Annotated in this window: 15 protein-coding genes; 2 read left to right on the forward strand and 13 right to left on the reverse strand. The window is 71.3% G+C overall.

Features of this window, described 5'->3' with window-relative positions; all coding sequences use genetic code 11:
• Positions 1–22 precede the first annotated feature (22 nt).
• From QWI33_RS04750 to QWI33_RS04765, 4 genes are all read right to left on the reverse strand, one after another.
• Complete coding sequence (locus QWI33_RS04750; protein WP_289955417.1) at positions 23–964, reverse strand: ABC transporter substrate-binding protein; 942 nt, start codon at positions 962–964, stop codon at positions 23–25.
• Positions 891–2,027, reverse strand: a complete 1,137-nt coding sequence (locus tag QWI33_RS04755) for a FecCD family ABC transporter permease (protein ID WP_289955420.1) — start codon at positions 2,025–2,027, stop codon at positions 891–893. The genes QWI33_RS04750 and QWI33_RS04755 overlap by 74 nt, the downstream gene beginning before the upstream one ends.
• Before the next feature lie 4 nt (positions 2,028–2,031).
• Positions 2,032–3,087, reverse strand: a complete 1,056-nt coding sequence (locus tag QWI33_RS04760) for a FecCD family ABC transporter permease (protein ID WP_289955422.1) — start codon at positions 3,085–3,087, stop codon at positions 2,032–2,034.
• A 78-nt stretch (positions 3,088–3,165) separates the two neighbouring features.
• Positions 3,166–3,576 carry a hypothetical protein gene (locus QWI33_RS04765; RefSeq protein WP_289955424.1) on the reverse strand — a complete coding sequence of 137 codons (411 nt, stop codon included), beginning with the start codon at positions 3,574–3,576 and terminating at the stop codon, positions 3,166–3,168.
• 246 nt (positions 3,577–3,822) lie between these two features.
• On the opposite strand from QWI33_RS04765, the gene QWI33_RS04770 reads away from it, so the two are divergent.
• Entirely contained in the window at positions 3,823–4,482 is a 660-nt protein-coding gene (locus QWI33_RS04770; protein ID WP_289955425.1) for an HNH endonuclease family protein, read from the forward strand.
• Between the two features lie 52 nt (positions 4,483–4,534).
• Here the strand turns inward: QWI33_RS04770 and QWI33_RS04775 are convergent, their stop codons facing one another.
• From QWI33_RS04775 to cobA, 8 genes are all read right to left on the reverse strand, one after another.
• Entirely contained in the window at positions 4,535–5,011 is a 477-nt protein-coding gene (locus tag QWI33_RS04775; RefSeq protein ID WP_289955426.1) for a hypothetical protein, read from the reverse strand.
• A 39-nt stretch (positions 5,012–5,050) separates the two neighbouring features.
• Complete coding sequence (locus tag QWI33_RS04780) at positions 5,051–5,266, reverse strand: DivIVA domain-containing protein (RefSeq protein WP_289955428.1); 216 nt, start codon at positions 5,264–5,266, stop codon at positions 5,051–5,053.
• A 92-nt stretch (positions 5,267–5,358) separates the two neighbouring features.
• On the reverse strand, positions 5,359–7,515 hold the full coding sequence (locus QWI33_RS04785; protein WP_289955429.1) for a transglutaminase TgpA family protein: 2,157 nt from the start codon (positions 7,513–7,515) through the stop codon (positions 5,359–5,361).
• Positions 7,512–8,708, reverse strand: a complete 1,197-nt coding sequence (locus QWI33_RS04790) for a DUF58 domain-containing protein (RefSeq protein WP_289955430.1) — start codon at positions 8,706–8,708, stop codon at positions 7,512–7,514. Before QWI33_RS04790 ends, QWI33_RS04785 begins: the two co-directional genes overlap by 4 nt.
• Positions 8,709–8,821: 113 nt before the next feature.
• Positions 8,822–9,802, reverse strand: a complete 981-nt coding sequence (locus tag QWI33_RS04795; protein ID WP_435367557.1) for an AAA family ATPase — start codon at positions 9,800–9,802, stop codon at positions 8,822–8,824.
• Between the two features lie 67 nt (positions 9,803–9,869).
• Positions 9,870–12,494 (reverse strand): fibronectin type III domain-containing protein, encoded by a 2,625-nt coding sequence (locus QWI33_RS04800; RefSeq protein WP_289955434.1) that lies wholly within the window; start codon positions 12,492–12,494, stop codon positions 9,870–9,872.
• 336 nt (positions 12,495–12,830) lie between these two features.
• On the reverse strand, positions 12,831–13,922 hold the full coding sequence (locus tag QWI33_RS04805; protein ID WP_289955436.1) for a hypothetical protein: 1,092 nt from the start codon (positions 13,920–13,922) through the stop codon (positions 12,831–12,833).
• Positions 13,923–14,151: 229 nt separating this feature from the next.
• Positions 14,152–15,345 (reverse strand): uroporphyrinogen-III C-methyltransferase, encoded by a 1,194-nt coding sequence (cobA, locus tag QWI33_RS04810; protein ID WP_289955438.1) that lies wholly within the window; start codon positions 15,343–15,345, stop codon positions 14,152–14,154.
• Between the two features lie 223 nt (positions 15,346–15,568).
• On the opposite strand from cobA, the gene QWI33_RS04815 reads away from it, so the two are divergent.
• Positions 15,569–17,740, forward strand: coding sequence for a transglycosylase domain-containing protein (locus tag QWI33_RS04815; protein ID WP_289955440.1), 2,172 nt, complete (start codon positions 15,569–15,571; stop codon positions 17,738–17,740).
• Here QWI33_RS04815 and QWI33_RS04820 read toward each other — a convergent pair.
• Positions 17,724–18,524 (reverse strand): SURF1 family cytochrome oxidase biogenesis protein, encoded by an 801-nt coding sequence (locus QWI33_RS04820; protein WP_289955441.1) that lies wholly within the window; start codon positions 18,522–18,524, stop codon positions 17,724–17,726. The two genes, QWI33_RS04815 and QWI33_RS04820, sit on opposite strands and share 17 nt — an antisense overlap.
• Positions 18,525–18,531: the final 7 nt, after the last annotated feature.

Consider the following 18,531-nt stretch of genomic DNA (forward strand, 5'->3'; position numbering starts at 1 on the left):
GGGACGCGCCCTGGTCGTTCGCTCAGGCCTGGAGGTACTGCTCCAGGTCGTCCAGGATCATGCCGGCGGCGGTGACCCCGATGCCGGTCATCCAGACCTCGTCGTCGACCTCGTAGGCCTTGCCGCCCTGCACGGCCGCGATCGACTGCCACAGCTCACCGCCGGTGTAGTCGGCGAGCATCGACGCGCCGTCGGCGCCATAGGCGCAGTAGAAGACCACGTCGCCGCCGACCGTGTCGAGCTCCTCGGCAGAGACCTCGGCGAAGCGCTTGTCGTCGGCGTCGGCCAGCTGCTGCAGCTCGGGCCGGGCCAGGCCGACGTCGCCGACCACGATGCCGGAGAACGAGTCCGGGCCGTAGACCCGGATCTGGTCGGGCATGAACCGCACCAGGCTCACCTCGGTGCTGATCGCGTCCCCGAGGGAGGCGCCGAACTCGGCGGCGCGGGCCTCGTAATCGTCGAGCAGCTGCTTCGCCTCCTCGCCCTTGCCGAGCGCGTCGCCGTCGAGGAGGAAGTTCTCCTTCCAGGTGACGCCGACCTGCTCGGTGAACACGGTCGGGGCGATCGCGTTCAGCTCGTCGTAGAACGCCTCTTGGCGGAACTTCGAGCCGAGGATGAGGTCGGGTTCGAGGGCCTCGATCGCCTCCAGGTCGGGCTCGGACGTGGTGCCGACGACGGTGACCCCGGAGAGGTCGCCGAGGTAGGTGGGCAGTTCGGTCTCTCCGGCGCGGGCCGCGCCGACCGGGGTGACGCCGAGCGAGAGCGCGGTGTCGATCTTGTCGGTGTCGAGGACGACGACCCGCTGGGGTTCGGCGGGGATCTCGGAGCTGCCCATGGCGTGCTCGATGGTGCGGGTCTCGCCTTCGGCCTCGTTGCGTTCGGCGGCCGGGTCAGACGTCCCGCATGCGGCCAGCGCGAGCGCGCAGGCCGAGGCGGCGCCGAAGGCCAGCAGTCTTCTTCTCATTTCGGGTTCCCTTCGTCAGCAGCAGGTAGATGAGGTAGACGCCGCCGAGCGCGGCGGTGAGGACGCCGGCGGGCATCTGGTAGTCGCCGAATGCGGTGCGGCCCAGCCAGTCCGCGAGGACGAGCAGTACGGCGCCGGTGAGGGCGGAGGCGAGCAGGGGCGGGCGGGAGGTGCGGGCGAGGCGGCGGGCGACCTGGGGCGCGGCGAGGGCGACGAACTCGACGGCGCCGACCTGGGAGACGGCCGCGGAGGCGAGGACGATGCCGAGGACGGCGAGGCCGATGCGGCGGCCGGTGACGCGGACGCCGATGCCGATTGCGGTGGGGTCGTCGAGGTCGGTGGTGTCGAGGGCGCGCTGCGCCCAGACGAGTGCGGGGAGGGCGAGGAGGAGGAAGGCGCCGAGGAAGGCCGTCTCGGTCCAGCCGCGCCCGGCGAGGGTGCCGATGAGCCAGATCTGGGCGCGCTGGGCGTCGATGGCGTCGGCGGAGAGCAGGAGGATCTGCGTGCCGGACTTGAGGAGGACGGCGACGGCGACGCCGGCGAGCACGAAGCGGGGCGCGGAGAGCGAGCCGCGGGAGGCGGTGAGGAGGACGAGCGCTGCGGCGGCGAGGCCGCCGGCGAGGGCGGCCGGGGCGAGGAGGGCGTAGGCGAGCCCGGCGGTGAGCGCGAAGGTCGCGGCGAGCCCGGCTCCGGCGGTGACGCCGATGATGTCGGGGCTGGCGAGGGGGTTGCGGGCGACGGACTGGATGAGCGCGCCGGCGATGCCGAGGGCGGCCCCGGCGGCGACGGCGAGGACGGTGCGGGGCAGTCGCAGGACCTCGACGGTGCGGTCGTAGCCGGTGGTGCCGGTGAGGGTGGCGATCGTGTCCGCGAAGGTGATGTAGGTGTCGCCCAGGCAGAGTGCGGCGGTGACGGCCGCGAGCAGGGCGATGAGGAGGAGCACGCAGACGGCGGCGCTGCGGCGGTGCCAGGTGAGGGAGAGCGGGCCGGAGCGCAGGACGGTGCGGCCGGGGAGCGGCGCGGCCGTTTCGCTTCGGGCGGGGGTGTTCGCAAGGCGCCTCATGCCGTCACCGTCCCCTCGAAGCTTGCGAGCCGTAAATCTGGCGAGCGCGCCTGACCAGCACGATGAGCAGCGGTGCGCCGATGACGGCGCAGATGATGCCCGCGGGGGCTTCGCCGGGGACGATCACTCGTCCGATGACGTCGGCGGTCAGCAGCATGCAGGGACCGAGCATGAGGCTCAGGGCGATCTGCGCGCGGTGGCTCGCGCCCACCGCCCATCGGGCGAGGTGCGGGATGGCGAGGCCGATGAAGCCGATCGGGCCGGCCGCCGCGACGGCCGCGCCCGTCAGGAGCGCCACGGTGACGGCGGCGGTGGCGCGGGTGAGGCCGACGCGGTGGCCGAGGCCGGCGGCGGCTTCGGCGCCGAGCTGCAGGCCGTCCATGCCGCGGGCCGCCAGGAGTGCGAGGACGAGGCCGCCCAGCAGGAACGGGGCCATGCCCCAGGCGACTTCGGCGTCGCGTCCGGCGAGGGAGCCGACGGCCCAGAACCGGTACTGGTCGAAGGAGTGCACGTCGGTGGCGAGCACGGCGTAGACCATCGCGGAGAGGCTGGCGTCCAGGGCGGCCCCGCACAGGGCGTAGGTGACGGTGCCGCCGCCGGTGTTCCGGGCGGCGACCGTGGAGACGGCGTAGCCGATGAGTCCGGCGGCGAGGGCGCCCGCGATGCCGAGCCACACGTACTGGCCGATGCCGGTGAGGCCCAGGACGCTGAGGCCGATGACCACGCCGAGGCTGGCGCCGGCGGCGACGCCGAAGATGCGCGGGTCGGCGAGGGGGTTGCGGGTGAGGGTCTGCATGAGGACCCCGGCGACGGCGAGGCCGGCCCCGGCGAGGAGGCCGACGGCGGTGCGGGGGACGCGCTGCTCCCAGACGACGGCCGCCGCGATGGCGTCGGTGCGGGTGAGGCCGTGCCAGACCTCGACGGGGGTGAGGTCGCGGGCGCCGATCGCGAGCGAGGCGATCACGATGAGCCCCAAGGCGATCGCGGAGGCCCCGACGGGCAGGGCCCGGTTGCGGGCCCCGCGCGCGGTCCGGGCGGGTCGGAGTCGGGCGACGGGCACGCCCTAGAGCATAGGCGAGCCTAACCTAATGGGAAAGCGCCGAATGCGGAATGTGATCTGCACTCTCGAAGGCGCAGGTCATTCGGGGTAGCGGATGCCCTCGGCCACGGCCTTGACCGCTTCGAACCCCTTGCGCTCGAACGGGTCGCGCACCTCGACGGCGAGGCCCGGCTCGATGAGGCGGGCGATCTCGCGCTCGCTCGCGAAGCCGTCGTCGCCGAAGGCGCTCGGGCTCCAGTCGTCGCCGCGCTCGTGGTACTCGGCGAGGAACCCCTTGAGGGCCTGGCCGTCCTTGAGGCGCGGCGCGCGCATGACCTGCACTTGGAGGTCGACGCGCCACGTGCCGGGCTCGATCTCGGTCTCCCATACGCGCTGGGTGCAGTCGACGCCCTCCCATTCGGTCACGAAATCCGAGGGGGTGCCGAGGTCTTCGGGCAGGTAGGTGAGGGCGAGGCCGTCGAGGCGCGATTCGGTGCCGCTGATCGTCATGCCGCGATCGTACCCATTCGTCCACGCGCGAAACCGGACTTGCGCGTCGCGGGTCGCGCGCGCCTGGATGTCCACATCGGGATGATTTCGTAAGTATGCAATGTCCTGTGGGTAAAAGATTGACTTCGCCCCTTGCGCGGCGTTGACATCCCATGATTCGATGATTCACGAGTGAACATCGCATTCGCGTGCGCCGTTCCCGCCCGTCCCCCTGAAACCGCCGGTCACTCCCCCACAGGAGCCTCCATGCTTGCAGTCAAACGCGTCTCGAAGCGCGCCCTCGCCCTCGCGGCGGCCGCCTCGCTCGCCGTCCTCTCCGTGATCGTGCTCGACGCCGCCCCCGCCGAGGCCGTGCGGCCCCCGGGCATCCCCTCGCTCTCCACCGCGCAGTCCGAACTCAACCAGCTCACCGTCGCGAACGAGTCGAACGGCGACTCCTACGACCGCGACCTCTTCCCGCACTGGTCCTCGGTCGGCGGCGGCTGCACCGCCCGCCAGTACGTGCTCAAGCGCGACGGCTCGAACGTCCAGACCGGCTCCGACTGCCAGCCCGACTCCGGCTCCTGGCAGTCCGATTTCGACAACGTCTGGACCTCCACGGTCTCCAACGCCACCGTCGACCACGTCGTGGCCCTCTCCGAGGCCTGGGCCTCGGGCGCGAGCCAGTGGAGCACCTCCGAGCGCCAGGCCTTCGCCAACGACATCAGCTCGCCGCAGCTGTGGATCGCCACGACCTCCATCAACTCCGCCAAGGGCGACAAGGACCCCGCCGAGTGGATGCCGCCGAACACCTCCGTGCGCTGCGACTACGTCAAGGCCTGGACGCACGTGAAGTACCTGTACGACCTCACGGTGAACGCCGCCGAGAAGAGCGCGATCCAGTCGCACTTCAACACCTACTGCTAGACGCGCGGAACGGCGGCCCGCTCAACGCGAGCGGGCCGCCGTTCCGTGTCGCCTAAGCGTTGACCAGGGAGATCAAACCGACCAGGAGCGCGAGCCCGCAGGCCACGAGCCCCAGGATCAGGCCGGTCGTCGCGATGCCCTTGCCCGAGACGCCGCCCTGCGCGTACCGGATCTGGCGCTTCGCGTACACGGCCAGGGAGACCGAGCCGATGCCGAAGAGCGCCGCGGACATGAAGAACGTGAGGCCCGCCCACGGGCTGAAGATCGCGCCGATCAGCCCGGGCACGGCACCGCCGATCCCCGCGATCCCGGCCACCAGCGAACCGATGGCCGGACCTGAAGGGATCGGCTTGAGCCGCGGGAACATGAGGGGAAAGCCGTCGACGAGGACAGGTGCGGGGACTGCCATCGGCTGCCAGACGGGCTGCATCGGCTGCATGGGATAAAGGTGCTGGTACTGCGGCTGCGGCTGCGGCTGCGGGTAGCCGTGGACCGGCGGAACGGGCGGCGCCTGAGGCGGCTGCTGCATGTGAGGTTGGTACGGGTCCTGCGCGGTCACGCCCCCAGACTAGCCGCCTCGAAGGGTTCTCGCGACCTCGGTGAAGTACTCGTCGACCTCCCTGGTGTCGTAGCCGCGCAACGTCAACTGGAAGCCGAGGTTCTTGAGGGAGTCGGGGTGCGGAGGCGCGCCGGCATCGGTGGCCTGCCTGATGCGGGCCACCGCACGGTCGACTTGGGCACGGTCGTATCCGCGGAAACGGACAGAGAAGAAGGGGTTCTCCATACGTCACAGTCTGCCAGGTCAACACCACGGAGTGGGATCGGCCCGCCCTAGATCAATTTTCGACGGTCGAAACAACTCGTAACGGCCACAAGTTAAGTGAGGAAACGCCTCACCCAATTCACTTGATGCCGAATTGTCCGTGAGAACGGGGCGACCAGAGCCGCGGCCGCATCCGCGTCGGCGTCCGAGACCGCCCCCGGCGCGAACGCCGCGGCGTTCACCAGCCGCGGCAGCGCCCCGACATCCGCCTCGAGCGCGGCCAGCCGCACCGCGGCCTCCTCCGCGTTCGCATGCGCGGGCACCCGCACACCCGCCCGGCCGGCCTCCGCCAGCACCTCGGCCCAGGCCCCCGCGACCCGCTCGGCCGGCGTCCCCTTCCGGAGCCGGCGCCGCCGCCGCAGGGCCCGCCTCGCCTTGAGCGCCAACGGGACGCAGGCCAGCAGCAGCGCCGCCGCCGCGTACCAGACCCAGCGCGGGATGCCCGCGTCCTCCTGCCCGGCCTCCTCGTTGAAGTCGCCGTCCTGCTCCAGCGCCTCGTCGTTGAAGTCCTCGGCCTCACCGCCGCCGCCCTCGGCCTCCTCAGGGCTCGGCGTCTCCTCCTCCATCTTCTCCAACGTGTCCTCCGGCGGAATCGGAGCGACCCCCGCAGCAGGCATCGGATCGAACCGGACCCACCCCGGCCCGTCGAACGCGACCTCCGGCCAGGCCTGGCCCTGCGCGGCCGTCACCGTACTGGCGCCCGAGGGCACGTCGAAACCGACCACCACCCGGCTCGGCAGGCCCGCCATGCGGGCGATCACCGCGTACGCGGAGGCGAAATGCTCCGAGGTGCCGCGCTGGCCGCCCGCCGTCACCGGGCTGCCGAGGAAGAACCCGAGGGCGGGCATGTCGTGGCCTGAAGGCGCGTCGGCGTCGAAGGCGTAGTGCTGGGAGAGGAAGTCCGCGAGCCCTTGGGCCCGTTCGAAAGGCGTGTCGTAGGTGGCGTTGATGTACTCGGCGATCTGGACCATGATCTCCGGGGTCCCGGGCGGGACCGCGACCGTGGTCGCGTCCGAGAGGTCGGGCCGGGCCGACTCGGCGCCGGCCGGATCGTTGCCCACGAGCGCGGCGTCGATGTGGAACCTCGTGCCCGTGGCGAGGCCGTCCGGGGTGAGCAGGCATTTCGTCTCGAGGTTCACGGCGATCGGCAGATCGGTGACGCCCGCGGGATCGGCGGGGGCCGGCACGAGCTTGCCGCCGAGCCCGATGATCTCGACGTCGGCCGAGTAGGTGGCCTCGCCCGCGCCCGGCACCACGGTGCCCGCGGTCCGGAAGTCGCCGGTGGACTGCCAGGTGGTGCCGTCGTACTCGGTGAGCACGGCGAGGCGCATCCACGCGTCCGCGCTCGTGTCCGCCTTGAACAGCTCCTTGTCGGGGGACTGCGCCCACTCGGCGATGCGCACGAGCGGGTTGAGGTCGATGTCGGTGAGCTGCGGCGGCTCCACGTACTCGCGCGGGTCCCCGGGGCTGGTCGTGACCAGCCGGGCCGCGGCCGGGCCGAGGACCGCGACCGCCGCGACCAGCACGGTGGTGGTGACGACCGCGCCCACGAGGGCGGGTGTGCGCGACGGCGCCTGGCCCTCAACCGTGGCGTCGCGGTCGGGCCGCCGCTCGGGCGGCGCAGCGGTCACCGCCAGGGCGACGGCGGCGAGCACGCAGTAGGCGATCGCGTAGAGCGGGCCCGCGTCGGCGTTCGGACCGACGAGGTACAGGCCCGCGCCGTACAGGAGCGTCGGCGGCAGGCAGCCCAGGAGCGTGCGGCCGTAGCGGATCGCGAACTCGCACGAGAGCGTCGCCGCGAGCCAGGTCAGGAAGACGGGCACGACCACGGTGTCGGGCACGGGCTCGACGGGGATGAGCGCGGTCAAGGTCCGCGGCACGGCGTTGACCAGCGCGTCGACCGCGGTCACGCCGAGCGGGTCGGTGCCGTCGCTCGTGAGGGCGATGGCCCCGAGCAGGTAGGCGGCCAGGCCCGCGGCCGAGACGCCGGGGGCGAGGAACGCGGGCCGGTTGCGCAGCGCGAAGCCGATCGCGAACGCCGCGAACGCGGCCCCGGCGACCAGGAGCAGGAGCATCCGGCCGTGGTAGACGCGCGCCGCCACGGTGCCGGCGACCAGGCACATGAGCGTGAGCGAGGCGGCGACGGCGGCGACGCGCAGGCGGTAGCGGGCGCGGCGCTGCCGCCTCTGGTTCGTGTTCGCCGTGCTCACAGCCGGGTCCCGCCGTTGTTCCAGGCCGCGGCGAACTGCTCGCCGTCGGCGGCGCGGATCGTGGGCACGCCCCCGGCGAGCGAGGCCGAGGTCGGGAGCCCGGTCGCCAGGTGCACGGCGATCACCGTGGGGTAGGCGCGCTTGAGGGTCGCGAGGCGGTCCGTGGGCGGCTCGGTGCCGGTGATCCACACGAGCGTGTCGCCGTAGCGGGCGGCGGTGAGGCGGGAGACGTAGGTGCTCAGCGAGTCCTTCGCGTCCGGGTTCAGCTCGGCGAGGAGGTCGCCGTAGGAGTCGCGGCCGGCCCCGGAGACGACCGCGCCGGAGGCGGGCACGAGCGCGGCGTGGTACTCGGCGCGGAAGCAGGCGGTGAGGACCGAGTAGGCGGCCTCGCAGGCGGCCTCGAACGGCGCGGCCCAGGGCTGCCCGGCCGGCGCGCCTTCGGCGGCCCAGGCCTCGGCGCGGTCGTCGATGGCAATGGCGACGGTCGGCAGCGAGGTGTCGAGGTGCTCTTTCACCATGAGCTTGCCGATGCGCGCGGAGGTGCGCCAGTGGACGTGCCGCAGCTCGTCGCCGATCACGTACTCGCGCAAGGCGTGGAAGGTGAGCGAGCCCTGCTCGACCTTGTCCGCGGTGCCTTCGAGGGAGCGGGCGAGGCCGTCCGGGGTGCGGGCGAGCTGGTGGAGGCGCGGGTGGATCCACAGGCGCGCAGTGGGGCCGAAGTTCCCTGCGGTCGCGGCGAGACCGAGGAGGTCGCGCTTGCCGATGCCGAGCGGCCCGGCGTCGACCACGCCGCGGCGCTCGGCCCGGATCTCGTAGCTCGCCCCGGCGCTCCGGCCCGGGCGCAGGCGTGCGAGGGGGACGGCGACGCGGCGCGTCTCGAGGCCGCTCCCGCCGTAGGCGTCGACGGCGCGGGCGTTCACGGCGCGCCAGCGGCCGGCGTTGCGCACGTTGAGGTGGATCGTGGCGGTGTGGCCCACGGAGATCCGGTCGGGGGTGACGGAGCGTTCGACTTCGAGGCGCGGCCTCGCGGCGATCACCGAGCCGGCGGCGACGCAGGCGAGCGCGGCGGCGGCGCCGAGGGTCGCGAACTCCGGGTAGCCCCAGACCCAGCCGGCGAGCAGCAGTCCGACCGCGGCGAGGGCGAGGGCGACCCCGCGTCCGGTGACCGGGACGGCGAGGGCGAGGTTCTGCACGCGCGACGCGGACCTCGAACCGGCTGCGGCGCTGCGGCGCCCGCGCCTCCGACGGGACAAAATGGACTTATCGACCTCGCCCGGTCCGGCTCCGGTGGCCTGACCGGTCTCGCTCATGCCGCCGAGGCCGGCAGCGGCACGGGCACCTGGTCGAAGGCGTCCGCGACGATCTGGGCACCGGTGATGCCGCGCATGGCCGCGTCGGGGGCCGTCTGGATGCGGTGCGAGAACACCGGTCCGGCGAGGGCCTTCACATCCTCCGGGATGATGTACGTGCGGCCCTGCGAGAGCGCGAAGACGCTCGCGGCCCGGGTGAGCGCGATGAGGCCGCGCGGGCTGACGCCCACGGCCACCTGCGGGTGGTTCCGGGTCGCGTTCGCGAGCTGCACGAGGTACGCGTACAGCGGCTCGGCGATGTAGACGTTCTTCGCCATCTCCGCCATCTGCGCCACCGTCTCGGTGTCGACGATCGGGGCCAGGTGCTCGGGGCTGCGCTGGTGCGTGCCGCGCAGGACCTCGATCTCCGCGGCCTCCACGGGGTAGCCGACGGAGAGCTTCACGAGGAAGCGGTCGAGCTGGGCCTCGGGGAGGCGGTAGGTGCCGTCCATCTCGACCGGGTTCTGGGTGGCCACGACGAGGAACGGCTGCGGCACCTGGTGCGGGTTGCCGTCCACGGTCACGCGGCCCTCCTCCATGACCTCCAGGAGCGCGGACTGGGTCTTCGGGCTGGCCCGGTTGATCTCGTCGGCGATCACGATGTTCGCGAAGACCGGGCCGGGGTGGAACTCGAAGGCGCCGCTGGACTGGTTGAAGATCGTCACGCCCGACACGTCAGAGGGCAGGAGGTCCGGCGTGAACTGGATGCGCCGCCACTGCCCGGAGACCGCGGCGGCGATCGTCCTGGCGAGCGTGGTCTTGCCGGTCCCGGGCACGTCCTCGAGCAGGATGTGGCCCTGGGAGAACATCGCCGTCAGCGCCAGCCGCACGACCTCCTGCTTGCCGAGCAGGACGGTGTCGACGGCCGCGGCGAGCGCCTCGAAGGTCGCCGCGAACTGCTCGGCATGCGCGGCGCCCAGCGTCACCGGCTGCTGCATGCGCTTAGGCACTCGCAGCGGATGGGTGTGCTCGGTGTCGTGCATGGGTTGTCATCTCTCTCGCTCGCTAACAGGCCGGGAGGTCGCCGGTGGAGTTCTTGTCCACGCCGTCGATGTTGATCCAGACGAAAGGAACGTACGCATTGGCAGCGTAGTCGATCTTGATCCACTTGTCGGAGTCGTTCTTGCCGGGGTGGTAGTCGTTGTTCCCGTCGCTCTCCTGGCCGCCTCTCGCGACGAACTTGCCGGTGGTCCAGCAGTAGGCCTTGTGCCGGTCGCCGGAGTGCGTCTTCCCGATCGAGTCCCCGTTGTTGGTCGCGGCGGAGTAGACGGCGATGCCGTCGGCGGACCTGCAGTACCTCGTGTCCATGCCCTCGTCGCAGCCGAAGTAGATCTGGCCGTTGACGACTGAGGTGCTCGCGGTGTAGTTGCCGGTGGTGGCGCTACCAGCCGGGTTGGTGATCTTCACCGTGTAGGTGTGCTCGGTCGAGGCCTTCAGTCCGTTCTGGGTGAGGCTGTCGCACGAACCTTCCGTGACGGGCGTCTGGCCGTCGCGGAGCAGCTGGCAGGTCGCTTCGCCGCCGCCGTCATCGGAGGTCAGGTTCAGGGTGATCGAGTCCGCGGTCGCCGAGTGGCCGCTGATCTGAACGGTCGGCTCGCTCATCGTGTTCGAGGTGGTCTCGGCGGGCGCGGACTCGCCGGCCTCGTTCACCGCGACGACCGAGACCGGCACCGTGGCGCCGTTCTCGATGCCCGAAACCCGGGCAGTCGTAGTGTTCCCGGCGACCGAGACGGTCTGGGCGCCGGCCCTGACGATGTACTCGGTGATGTCGCGGCCGTTGTTGGACGGCTGCTGCCAGGTCACGTCGATCGATCCGGCCGCATCGCTCGCGGTCTCTGCGAGGAGGCTGCTCGGCGCGTCGGGCACGTTGAACGGCGTCACCGAGTTCGACGGCGCCGAAGGCGACGAGGCCGCGGCTCCGGCGAGGGTCGTCACCTGGAACACGTACTGGGTGCCGTAGTCGAGCCCACCCCCTTCGGGAACGGTGAAGGAGGTCGAGTCGGACTGGCCGACCACGACCTGCGTCCCGGAGGCGATGGCCTCGACCTGGTAGCCGCTGACGTCGTTGCCCTGGCCGTTGGCCTCGTCCCATTTCACGGTGACGGTGCCGTCCTTGTTGGCGGTTGCCTCGACACTGCCGACCGGGTCGGGCACGTCGGCCGAGGGCGTGATCGTCGGCGAAGTGGCGCTGTCGCCCTGGCCCTCGGCGTTGTGGGCGGTCACGGTGAAGGTGTAGGGCGTGCCGTTGGTGAGGTCGCCGATCTCCAGGACCCGCTGGTCCGGGGCGATCTCCCAGGTCTCGCCAGCGCCTTCGATCGTGTACTTGGTGAGCGCGGAGCCGTTGTTCGGCGCGGCGTCCCAAGAGAGGTTGATGAGGCCGTCGCCGACCGTGCCGCGGAGGTTGGTGACCGCGCCGGGCGGGCCGATCTGGGGAGCGGACTCCTCGTCGCCCTCCTCGTCGCCTTCGTCGCCCGTCGCTTCCTCGTCCTCGGGCGGGGCGTTGCCGCCGAGGATGTCGTCGCGGTCCTTCTCGGCCTGCCGGGCGTTCCCGTCCGAGGACACGACCACGGCCGCGTTCGTGTTCACCGCGTTCGCGAACAGCGTGTCACCGGTGTGGTACATCTCCACCGGGCCGCCGCCCGCGTCGATCTCGATCCGGTCCAGCTCCTTGCCGTCCAGGTCGTACACCCACACGAGGCCCGAGGACCCGTCCGGCACATAGATCCGCTGATGGAACTCCACCGAAGCGCCCAGCAGGTTCGACGGGGCCGCCGCGATCGAGAAGTGCTTCGACTCCTCATCGTTCACCGTGATCACCGACGGCGGGTCCGTGACCGTGACCGAGGCGATCGTGCCCGGGCTGGTGTCCGCCGTCTCGGCCGGTCCGACCAGTTCGACATCGGTCACCGACTTGCGCCCATCCGAGCGCAGCGTCGTCATCTGCTTCGCCGTCGAGTTCAACACCGCCACACCGTCACCGAGCACGGTGAGCGCCAGCTCCTGACGCGGCTCGGCCACGACCTCGGTCGCCACCGTCTTCGCGCCCTGGTCCTTCGGCTCGATCTGCACGATCGTGCCCTCGCGCGGCACGCCGACCCACAACTTCCCCGACTTGTCGAACGCACCGCCGGTGAGCCCGGCCGGGAACTGCAGCGGATCACCGATCGCCGTAAGGCTGCTCGGATCCACCTGGTTCACCAGGCCCTGCGTCTGGTCGATGATGAACGCACCCTCATCGGCCAGCGCCAGGCGCACGCCCTCGCCGGGGGCCGTCTCGGCCGAGCCGGTCAGTTCGAGGGTGGAGAGGTCGATCGCGGAGACCTTGCCGGACGCGATCTCCCGCAGGAGGAGGTGTGAGTCGGTCTGGACGATCTGCACTTCGTTGCCGGCCGCGTCGGTGAGGGGGAAGCGGACGTCGGTGGCGGCGGTGAGGCCGTTGACCCGGGCGATCTCGCCGGCCGGGGTCGTCCACAGCCACAGGCTCTCATCCTCCAACTCGCTGTCGCGGCTGAACGCACCCGTGCCGAGCAGGGTCGCGACCAGCGCGCCCACCAGCACCACCGGCAGGCCTATCGCGATGAGCAGGCCCTTGACATTGAGGCGTCGGGCATCGACGTTGCGAATGGTCATAAGGGGGAAATCCTCTGCGGGGTCAGCTATGCCGGTTGTTCGGGGCGCGAGCGCCAGAAGGGCCCCTGGTGGTGCCTCGGGGGCGGCACACGAATCCGAGCCTAATTCGTCAGCGCAACTAGGACTAGGCTGCCATTGTCACAAGACGGTATCGGTCCGGGGTGGGCCAAAGTGGCCTGAGCGGGTCACGTTACCGATGCGTACGGCCAGTGCAAATGGTGTCCTGAGAACACAAAGCGGCGGTGCGTTGTACGCACCGCCTTGGTCGTCTGCCTGCCTGTTCTCGTTCGGCGACGTTCTGGACGCCGCCGATTGCCGTCTTCGCATGGGTCTTCGCTAGGCGGCCTCGCCGAGCTCGAGGACGCCGGCGCGGCGGGCGCGGGCGACGCCGGCGAGCGCCAGGATCTCCTGGGCCACGTGCGCCTCGGCGAGGTCGCCGGGGGTGTAGACCGGGGCGTCCATGCCCGCCATGGCCTCGCGGATCGCGAGCTGGGACTGGGTGAGCTTGCCGGAGGCGGCGATCACCGGGAGGCCCAGGCTCCGCAGGTGCATCGCGCCGTAGCGGGCTCCGGCGGCGTCGGCCGCGGCGAGGACCACGCCGTCGACGAGTTCGCGCACGAGCGGGTGCTCGAGGAGCGCGGAGGTTTCGGACTGGAGGATGCCGTCGGCGATCTCCATGACCACGGCGTCGACGTCGTGCGCGGCGGCGTGGTGGTAGAGCGTCTGGGCGAGTTCGGCGAGTTCGGGCACCGGGATGCCCGCGGTGGTCGGGTAGCCGCCGTCGGTGAAGTCGGCGGCGACGACCGCGCCGGAGTCGCGGAACATCCAGGGGTCGCCTCCGGCGCCGGTGCCGGTGATCTTGATGCCGGCGACGCGGCGGCCGCCGCGCGACAGGCCGCGGATCACGCTGGCGGCGGTGGTGGACTTCCCGGCGTTCATGGAGGTGCCGACGACGCACACCACGGGCGGGTGGTCGCCGAGGCCGAACGGGGCGAGGACGTTGTAGCGCCGCAGGTCGATCGGCACGCCTTCGCGGTCGGCGAGGATGCCGAGCGGCTCCAGACGGGTGGGCGGGCGCATGTCGCCGTGGCGCGAGAGGACCTCGCCCGCGACGCCGCCGGCGGCGACGAGGTCCACGGAGCTGCCGAGGACCTCGGGCACGCGGGACTCGTACTGGTCGGGCGCGTAGCGCTCGCCGAAGGCCAGGAGGATCTCGTCCCCGGGGTAGATGGCGGCCTTGCGGCCGTTGCCGAGCTCGAGCCAGTTGTGGTGGCCGATCGCGTCGACCCGTGCGGCCAGGATGTGGCCGGGTCGGGGCGCGCATCCGTCGACCAGGGTCAGCCCGGGTGATGTCAGGTCGACATTCCGGACCGCGTAGGCGACTTTGAGCCGCGAAGCGAGCTCAGCGGAGAACTCACGAATGCGCATGCACACTCCAAAAAGGACAGAAAGGGTCAGCGGGAGCACCCGCTTGAATGGAAGTACACCGGTGGTGCAGAACGTGACCACGGTGGTTTAGCGCAACGATCGCTGCGCTGTTGATGGACGAATATTACGGCCTGTGGTCGGGCTTGTAAAGAGTGGATCAGGTAAAACTGCGGCGGCGCCGGAGTGAACCTCCGGCGCCGCCGCAATTTCAGGGTCTACCTGCGAGAACTCACAGTTCGCGGGCCCTCCCGGCGACGTCCCCGATGACGATGACGGACGGGTGGTGCGCTTCGGTGACACCGAGGTCGGCGAGCACGCAATTGCGGACGGTCTGGTTCTTCGTGGTCGCGTTCTCCACGATGCGCACGGGCGTCTGCGGCGCCCGCCCGCCCTCGATCAGCGCGGCGGCGATCGCGGCGCGGTTCTTGACGGCCATGAGCAACACGATCGTGCCGTTCCCGGCGCCGAGCGCGGCCCAGTTGACCTTGCTCTGCGGGCCGGGCGGGACGTGGCCGGTGGCGACGGTGAAGTCGTGCACGACGCCGCGCTCGGTCACGGGGATGCCGGCGGCGGCCGGTCCCGCGATGGAGGAGGAGAGGCCCGGGACGACCTCGACGGGCACCCCGGCTTCGAGGCACGCGTCGAGCTCTTCGGCGCCGCGGCCGAAGACGAACCCGTCGCCGCCTTTGAGGCGCACCACGAACTTGCCTTCGAGGGCGCGCTCGACCATGACGGCGTTGATCTGCTCCTGCGTGGTGTGGCGCCCGTACGGGAGCTTCGCGGCGTCGACGATCTCGACGTCCTCGCCGAGCATGTCGAGCAGCTCCTGCGGGGCGAGCCGGTCCGAGACGACCACTTCGGCCTGGCGGAGCAGCTCGAGGCCGCGGAGGGTGATGAGGTCGGCGTCGCCCGGGCCCGCGCCGACGAGGGCCACGCCCGCGGGGCGGGCGGTGCGGCTGCGGGGGGCGTCGATGTCGCCGGTGCGCAGGCCCGCGGCGATCGAGTCACGGATCGAGGCGGCGCGGCGCGGGTCGCCGGAGGCGGAGACCGCCACGGCGACGCCGTCGAACTCGGTGTGCGCGAGCGTCCAGGCGTCGGAGGCCGCGGCGTCGTCGGCGCGCACGCACCAGGTGCGGCGGGCCTCGGCCTCGGCGGCGACGGCCGCGTTCACGTCAGGGGCGTCGGTCGCGGCGAGCACGAACCAGGCGTCGTCCCCGTCGCCCGAGCGCCACTCGCGCCGCTCCCACTGGATCTCGCCGGCGGCGGCGTAGTCGGAGAGCGTGGTGGTGGCCTCAGGGGCGACCAGTAGGACGCGGGCGCCGGCGGCCAGCAGGCGCGGCACCCGGCGGCCGGCAATGGAACCGCCGCCGACGACGAGCACCGACTTGCCCTGCAGCCGCAGCCCGATCTCGTAGACCGACACGTGTGCCTCCTCCAGCACTCCCCCGTTAAGACTCGACAAGCGTATGCGCGTTTCGTCGCGAGCATCTAACCGGCGGATTGCGAGCCTGTTACGCGAAACCCGCGATGCGCGATTCGGCCAGAGTTATGCGAGCTCGCATTGCGTTCGAGGCGTTCGGGAAAGCGGTGCCGGCCCTCGTGAGTTTTTTCACCTTGGGGCCCTCCATGTGCCCTAGGCTGGATATATGCGTGATCGACCCCGCCAGCACCGTGTGCCCGGACTGTCCGCACATGGGAGCGACGAACCCGGACCATCCGCCGAAGGCGTGTACGCGCTGCTGCGCACGAGCCTGCTCGCTGGGCTCGCGATCGCGGCCCTGGTGTTCCCGCTCGCCGCGATGGCCGGCTTGAGCGCGAAAGCCGGCTTCGACTCGATCGACACGCTCTCCGTGGAGGTCACCGAGACCGACCCGCCGCTGACCTCGTACGTGTACGCGGCCGACGGCGAGACGCTCGTGAGCCTCTTCTACGACGAGTTCCGCCGCCACGTCCCGCTCGACGAGGTCGCGCCCGTCATGCAGCAGGCCATGGTCTCCGCCGAGGACGCCCGGTTCTACACGCACAACGGCGTCGACTACCGGGGCATCGTGCGCGCCATGGTCGCCAACAACTCCTCCGGCGGGGTCGAGCAGGGCGCCTCCACGATCACCATGCAGTACGTGCGCGGCGCGCTCCAGCTCAACGCCGAGTCCATCGACGAGGTCATCGAGGCCACCGAGCAGACCGCCACCCGCAAGCTCCGTGAGGCCCGCCTCGCGATGGCCGTCGAGGAGCAGCTCACCAAGGACGAGATCCTCGAGCGCTACCTCAACCAGGCGTACTTCGGGCACAACGCGTACGGGATCTTCGCCGCCGCCCAGGTCTACTTCTCCAAGCACCCGTCCGAACTGAACCTCCAGGAGTCGGCGACGCTCGCCGGGCTCGTGCAGGCCCCCTCGGCGTACGACCCGATCACCTCCGACCAGTCGAGGGCGCTGGAGCGCCGCAACTGGGTGCTCGACCGGATGGTCGACATCGACTACCTCTCGCGGGGCGACGCCTCAGAGGTGCGCGGCCTGCCGATCGAGCTGGCGGTCTCGGACCCGCCGAACTCGTGCATCGGCATCCAGGGCACGCCGACCGAGTTCGGGTTCTTCTGCGACTACTTCCGCCGCTGGTGGCGGGAGCAGGACGCCTTCGGGGCGACCCCGGCCGAGCGCGAGCGCGAGCTGCGCCAGGGCGGGTACACGATCATCACCACGCTCGACCCCGAGCTGCAGAAGACGGCGAACAAGCACGTCAACAGCGCCAAGGGCCAGGAGTCGAGGCTCGCGCACGGCGCGGTGGTGATGGAGCCGGGCACGGGCCGGATCAAGGCGATGGGCCTGAACCGGACCTTCTCGTACGACCAGAAGCACAACGGCCCGCACTCGAACCCGTCCTTCGACCGCAAGGGCAACTACCCGAACACCGTGAACCCGGTGCTCGGCGGCGGCGCGGAGGGCGGCTACCAGGCCGGTTCGACGTTCAAGGTCTTCACGATGCTCGCGGCGCTCGACGCGGGCTACCCGCTGGACTACAACATCAACTCCCCCAACCGGGTGGCGACGAGCTTCGTCTCGGCGACCACGGCGTGCGGCGGCAGGTGGTGCCCGAAGAACGGCTCGGCCGCGATGGCGGGCACCCGCGACATGTGGTCCGGGTTCGGGATGTCGGTGAACACGTACTTCGCGCAGCTCATCGACCGGGTGGGAGCGGACAAGGCCGTGGAGATGGCCGAGCGGATGGGCCTGCAGTGGCGTTCCGAGGGCGACGCGTACTACGCCTCGGAGGAGCGGCGCTCGGGCTGGGGGCCGTTCACCCTGGGCGTCTCGGACGTGCAGCCGATCGAGATGACGAACGTCTTCAACACGCTCGCCGCCGAGGGGCTCTACTGCGAGCCGATACCGGCGATGCGCATCATCGACCCCCACGGCAAGGAACTCGACGCGGCCACGCCGCGCTGCCACCAGGAGCTGGACGCGGACGTGGCGCGGGCCGCGACCGACGCCGGCCGGTGCGTCACCGAGACCGAGCGCAAGGGCGCGCAGTGCGGGCCCTGGGGCACCTCGCGGGTCGTGGGCGAACTGGCCGGGAGGCCCGTGGCGGGCAAGTCCGGTACGACGGACGGCGACCGGGCCTCGTGGTTCCTGGGCTACACGCCGCAGTTGACGGTGGGGGCGTTCATGGCCGACCCGGACTACATCTTCAACCCGGTGGGCAAGTCGAACACGACCAAGTCGAAGGAGACGGCGGGGAAGATCTTCAGGGACGCCTTGAAGGGCGTGGAGGAGGTCAAGTTCAAACCCCCGTCACACGACATCATGTACGGGGATTGACCGCCTCGGACGACGCAGCGGCCTCCGGCTCACCGCCGGGGGCCGTTGCCGTTGCTTCGGCGTCCTCGGTGTCCATGTCGCGGCGCTCGCGGCGCGCGAGGACGACCCACCCGAGGGGGACCATGGCCGCGAACAGCGCCCACTGGACCGCGTACGAGTAGTTCTGCCAGTCCTTGAACGAGGGCGTCTCCAGGGCGGTGAAGCCCTCGGCCGGCTCGATGTCGGCGATCCACGCCGAGCGCAGCTCGTAGTCCAGGTGCGGGCCGAGCATGTCGATGCTCAGGCGGCGCGATTCGAGGTGCCCGCCGGTCTCGCTGACGCCGCCGCTGGACTCCTCGTACTCGTAGACGCGGCCGGTGACGGTGACCTCGCCGCTCGGCGCCTCGGGGTAGTCGGGGACGCTGCCGGTGTTCTCGGAGGGCACGAAGCCGCGGTCGACGAGGATCGCGGTGCCGTCCTCCAGGACGAGCGGCGTGACGATCTCGAAGCCGTTGAGGCTGTTGTTCGTCTGGGCGCGCAGCACGATCTCGTTCTCGGCGTCGTACACGCCGGTGGCCTCCACGAGGGTCCAGCGCACGTCGTCGTCCAGGCCCTCCCCGGGGGGCAGGGTCGCGTCGAGCGGTGCGGCCTCGCGGCTGTGCTCGATGACGTCGTTCGCGGCCGCCCGCTCGACCGCGCGGCCCCACTGCCACTGGGAGAGCAGCACGCACACGACCATCACGACCAGGCCCGCCAGCGTCAGCAGGAGCCAGCGAGGTGCGAGGACGAATCGGTACCGCTGCATCACGCCG

This window comes from Glycomyces tritici (assembly GCF_030403505.1).

What these genes read in the sequence shown, in the direction of transcription:
- QWI33_RS04750 (WP_289955417.1), bottom strand. Translation starts at nt 964, where the DNA reads ATGAGAAGAAGACTGCTGGCCTTCGGCGCCGCCTCGGCCTGCGCGCTC.
- QWI33_RS04795 (WP_435367557.1), bottom strand. Translation starts at nt 9,802, where the DNA reads ATGCAGCAGCCGGTGACGCTGGGCGCCGCGCATGCCGAGCAGTTCGCG.
- QWI33_RS04765 (WP_289955424.1), bottom strand. Translation starts at nt 3,576, where the DNA reads ATGACGATCAGCGGCACCGAATCGCGCCTCGACGGCCTCGCCCTCACC.
- QWI33_RS04815 (WP_289955440.1), top strand. Translation starts at nt 15,569, where the DNA reads ATGCGTGATCGACCCCGCCAGCACCGTGTGCCCGGACTGTCCGCACAT.
- QWI33_RS04780 (WP_289955428.1), bottom strand. Translation starts at nt 5,266, where the DNA reads ATGGAGAACCCCTTCTTCTCTGTCCGTTTCCGCGGATACGACCGTGCC.
- QWI33_RS04775 (WP_289955426.1), bottom strand. Translation starts at nt 5,011, where the DNA reads ATGCAGCAGCCGCCTCAGGCGCCGCCCGTTCCGCCGGTCCACGGCTAC.
- QWI33_RS04770 (WP_289955425.1), top strand. Translation starts at nt 3,823, where the DNA reads ATGCTTGCAGTCAAACGCGTCTCGAAGCGCGCCCTCGCCCTCGCGGCG.
- QWI33_RS04820 (WP_289955441.1), bottom strand. Translation starts at nt 18,524, where the DNA reads ATGCAGCGGTACCGATTCGTCCTCGCACCTCGCTGGCTCCTGCTGACG.
- QWI33_RS04755 (WP_289955420.1), bottom strand. Translation starts at nt 2,027, where the DNA reads ATGAGGCGCCTTGCGAACACCCCCGCCCGAAGCGAAACGGCCGCGCCG.
- QWI33_RS04805 (WP_289955436.1), bottom strand. Translation starts at nt 13,922, where the DNA reads ATGCGCATTCGTGAGTTCTCCGCTGAGCTCGCTTCGCGGCTCAAAGTC.
- QWI33_RS04800 (WP_289955434.1), bottom strand. Translation starts at nt 12,494, where the DNA reads ATGACCATTCGCAACGTCGATGCCCGACGCCTCAATGTCAAGGGCCTG.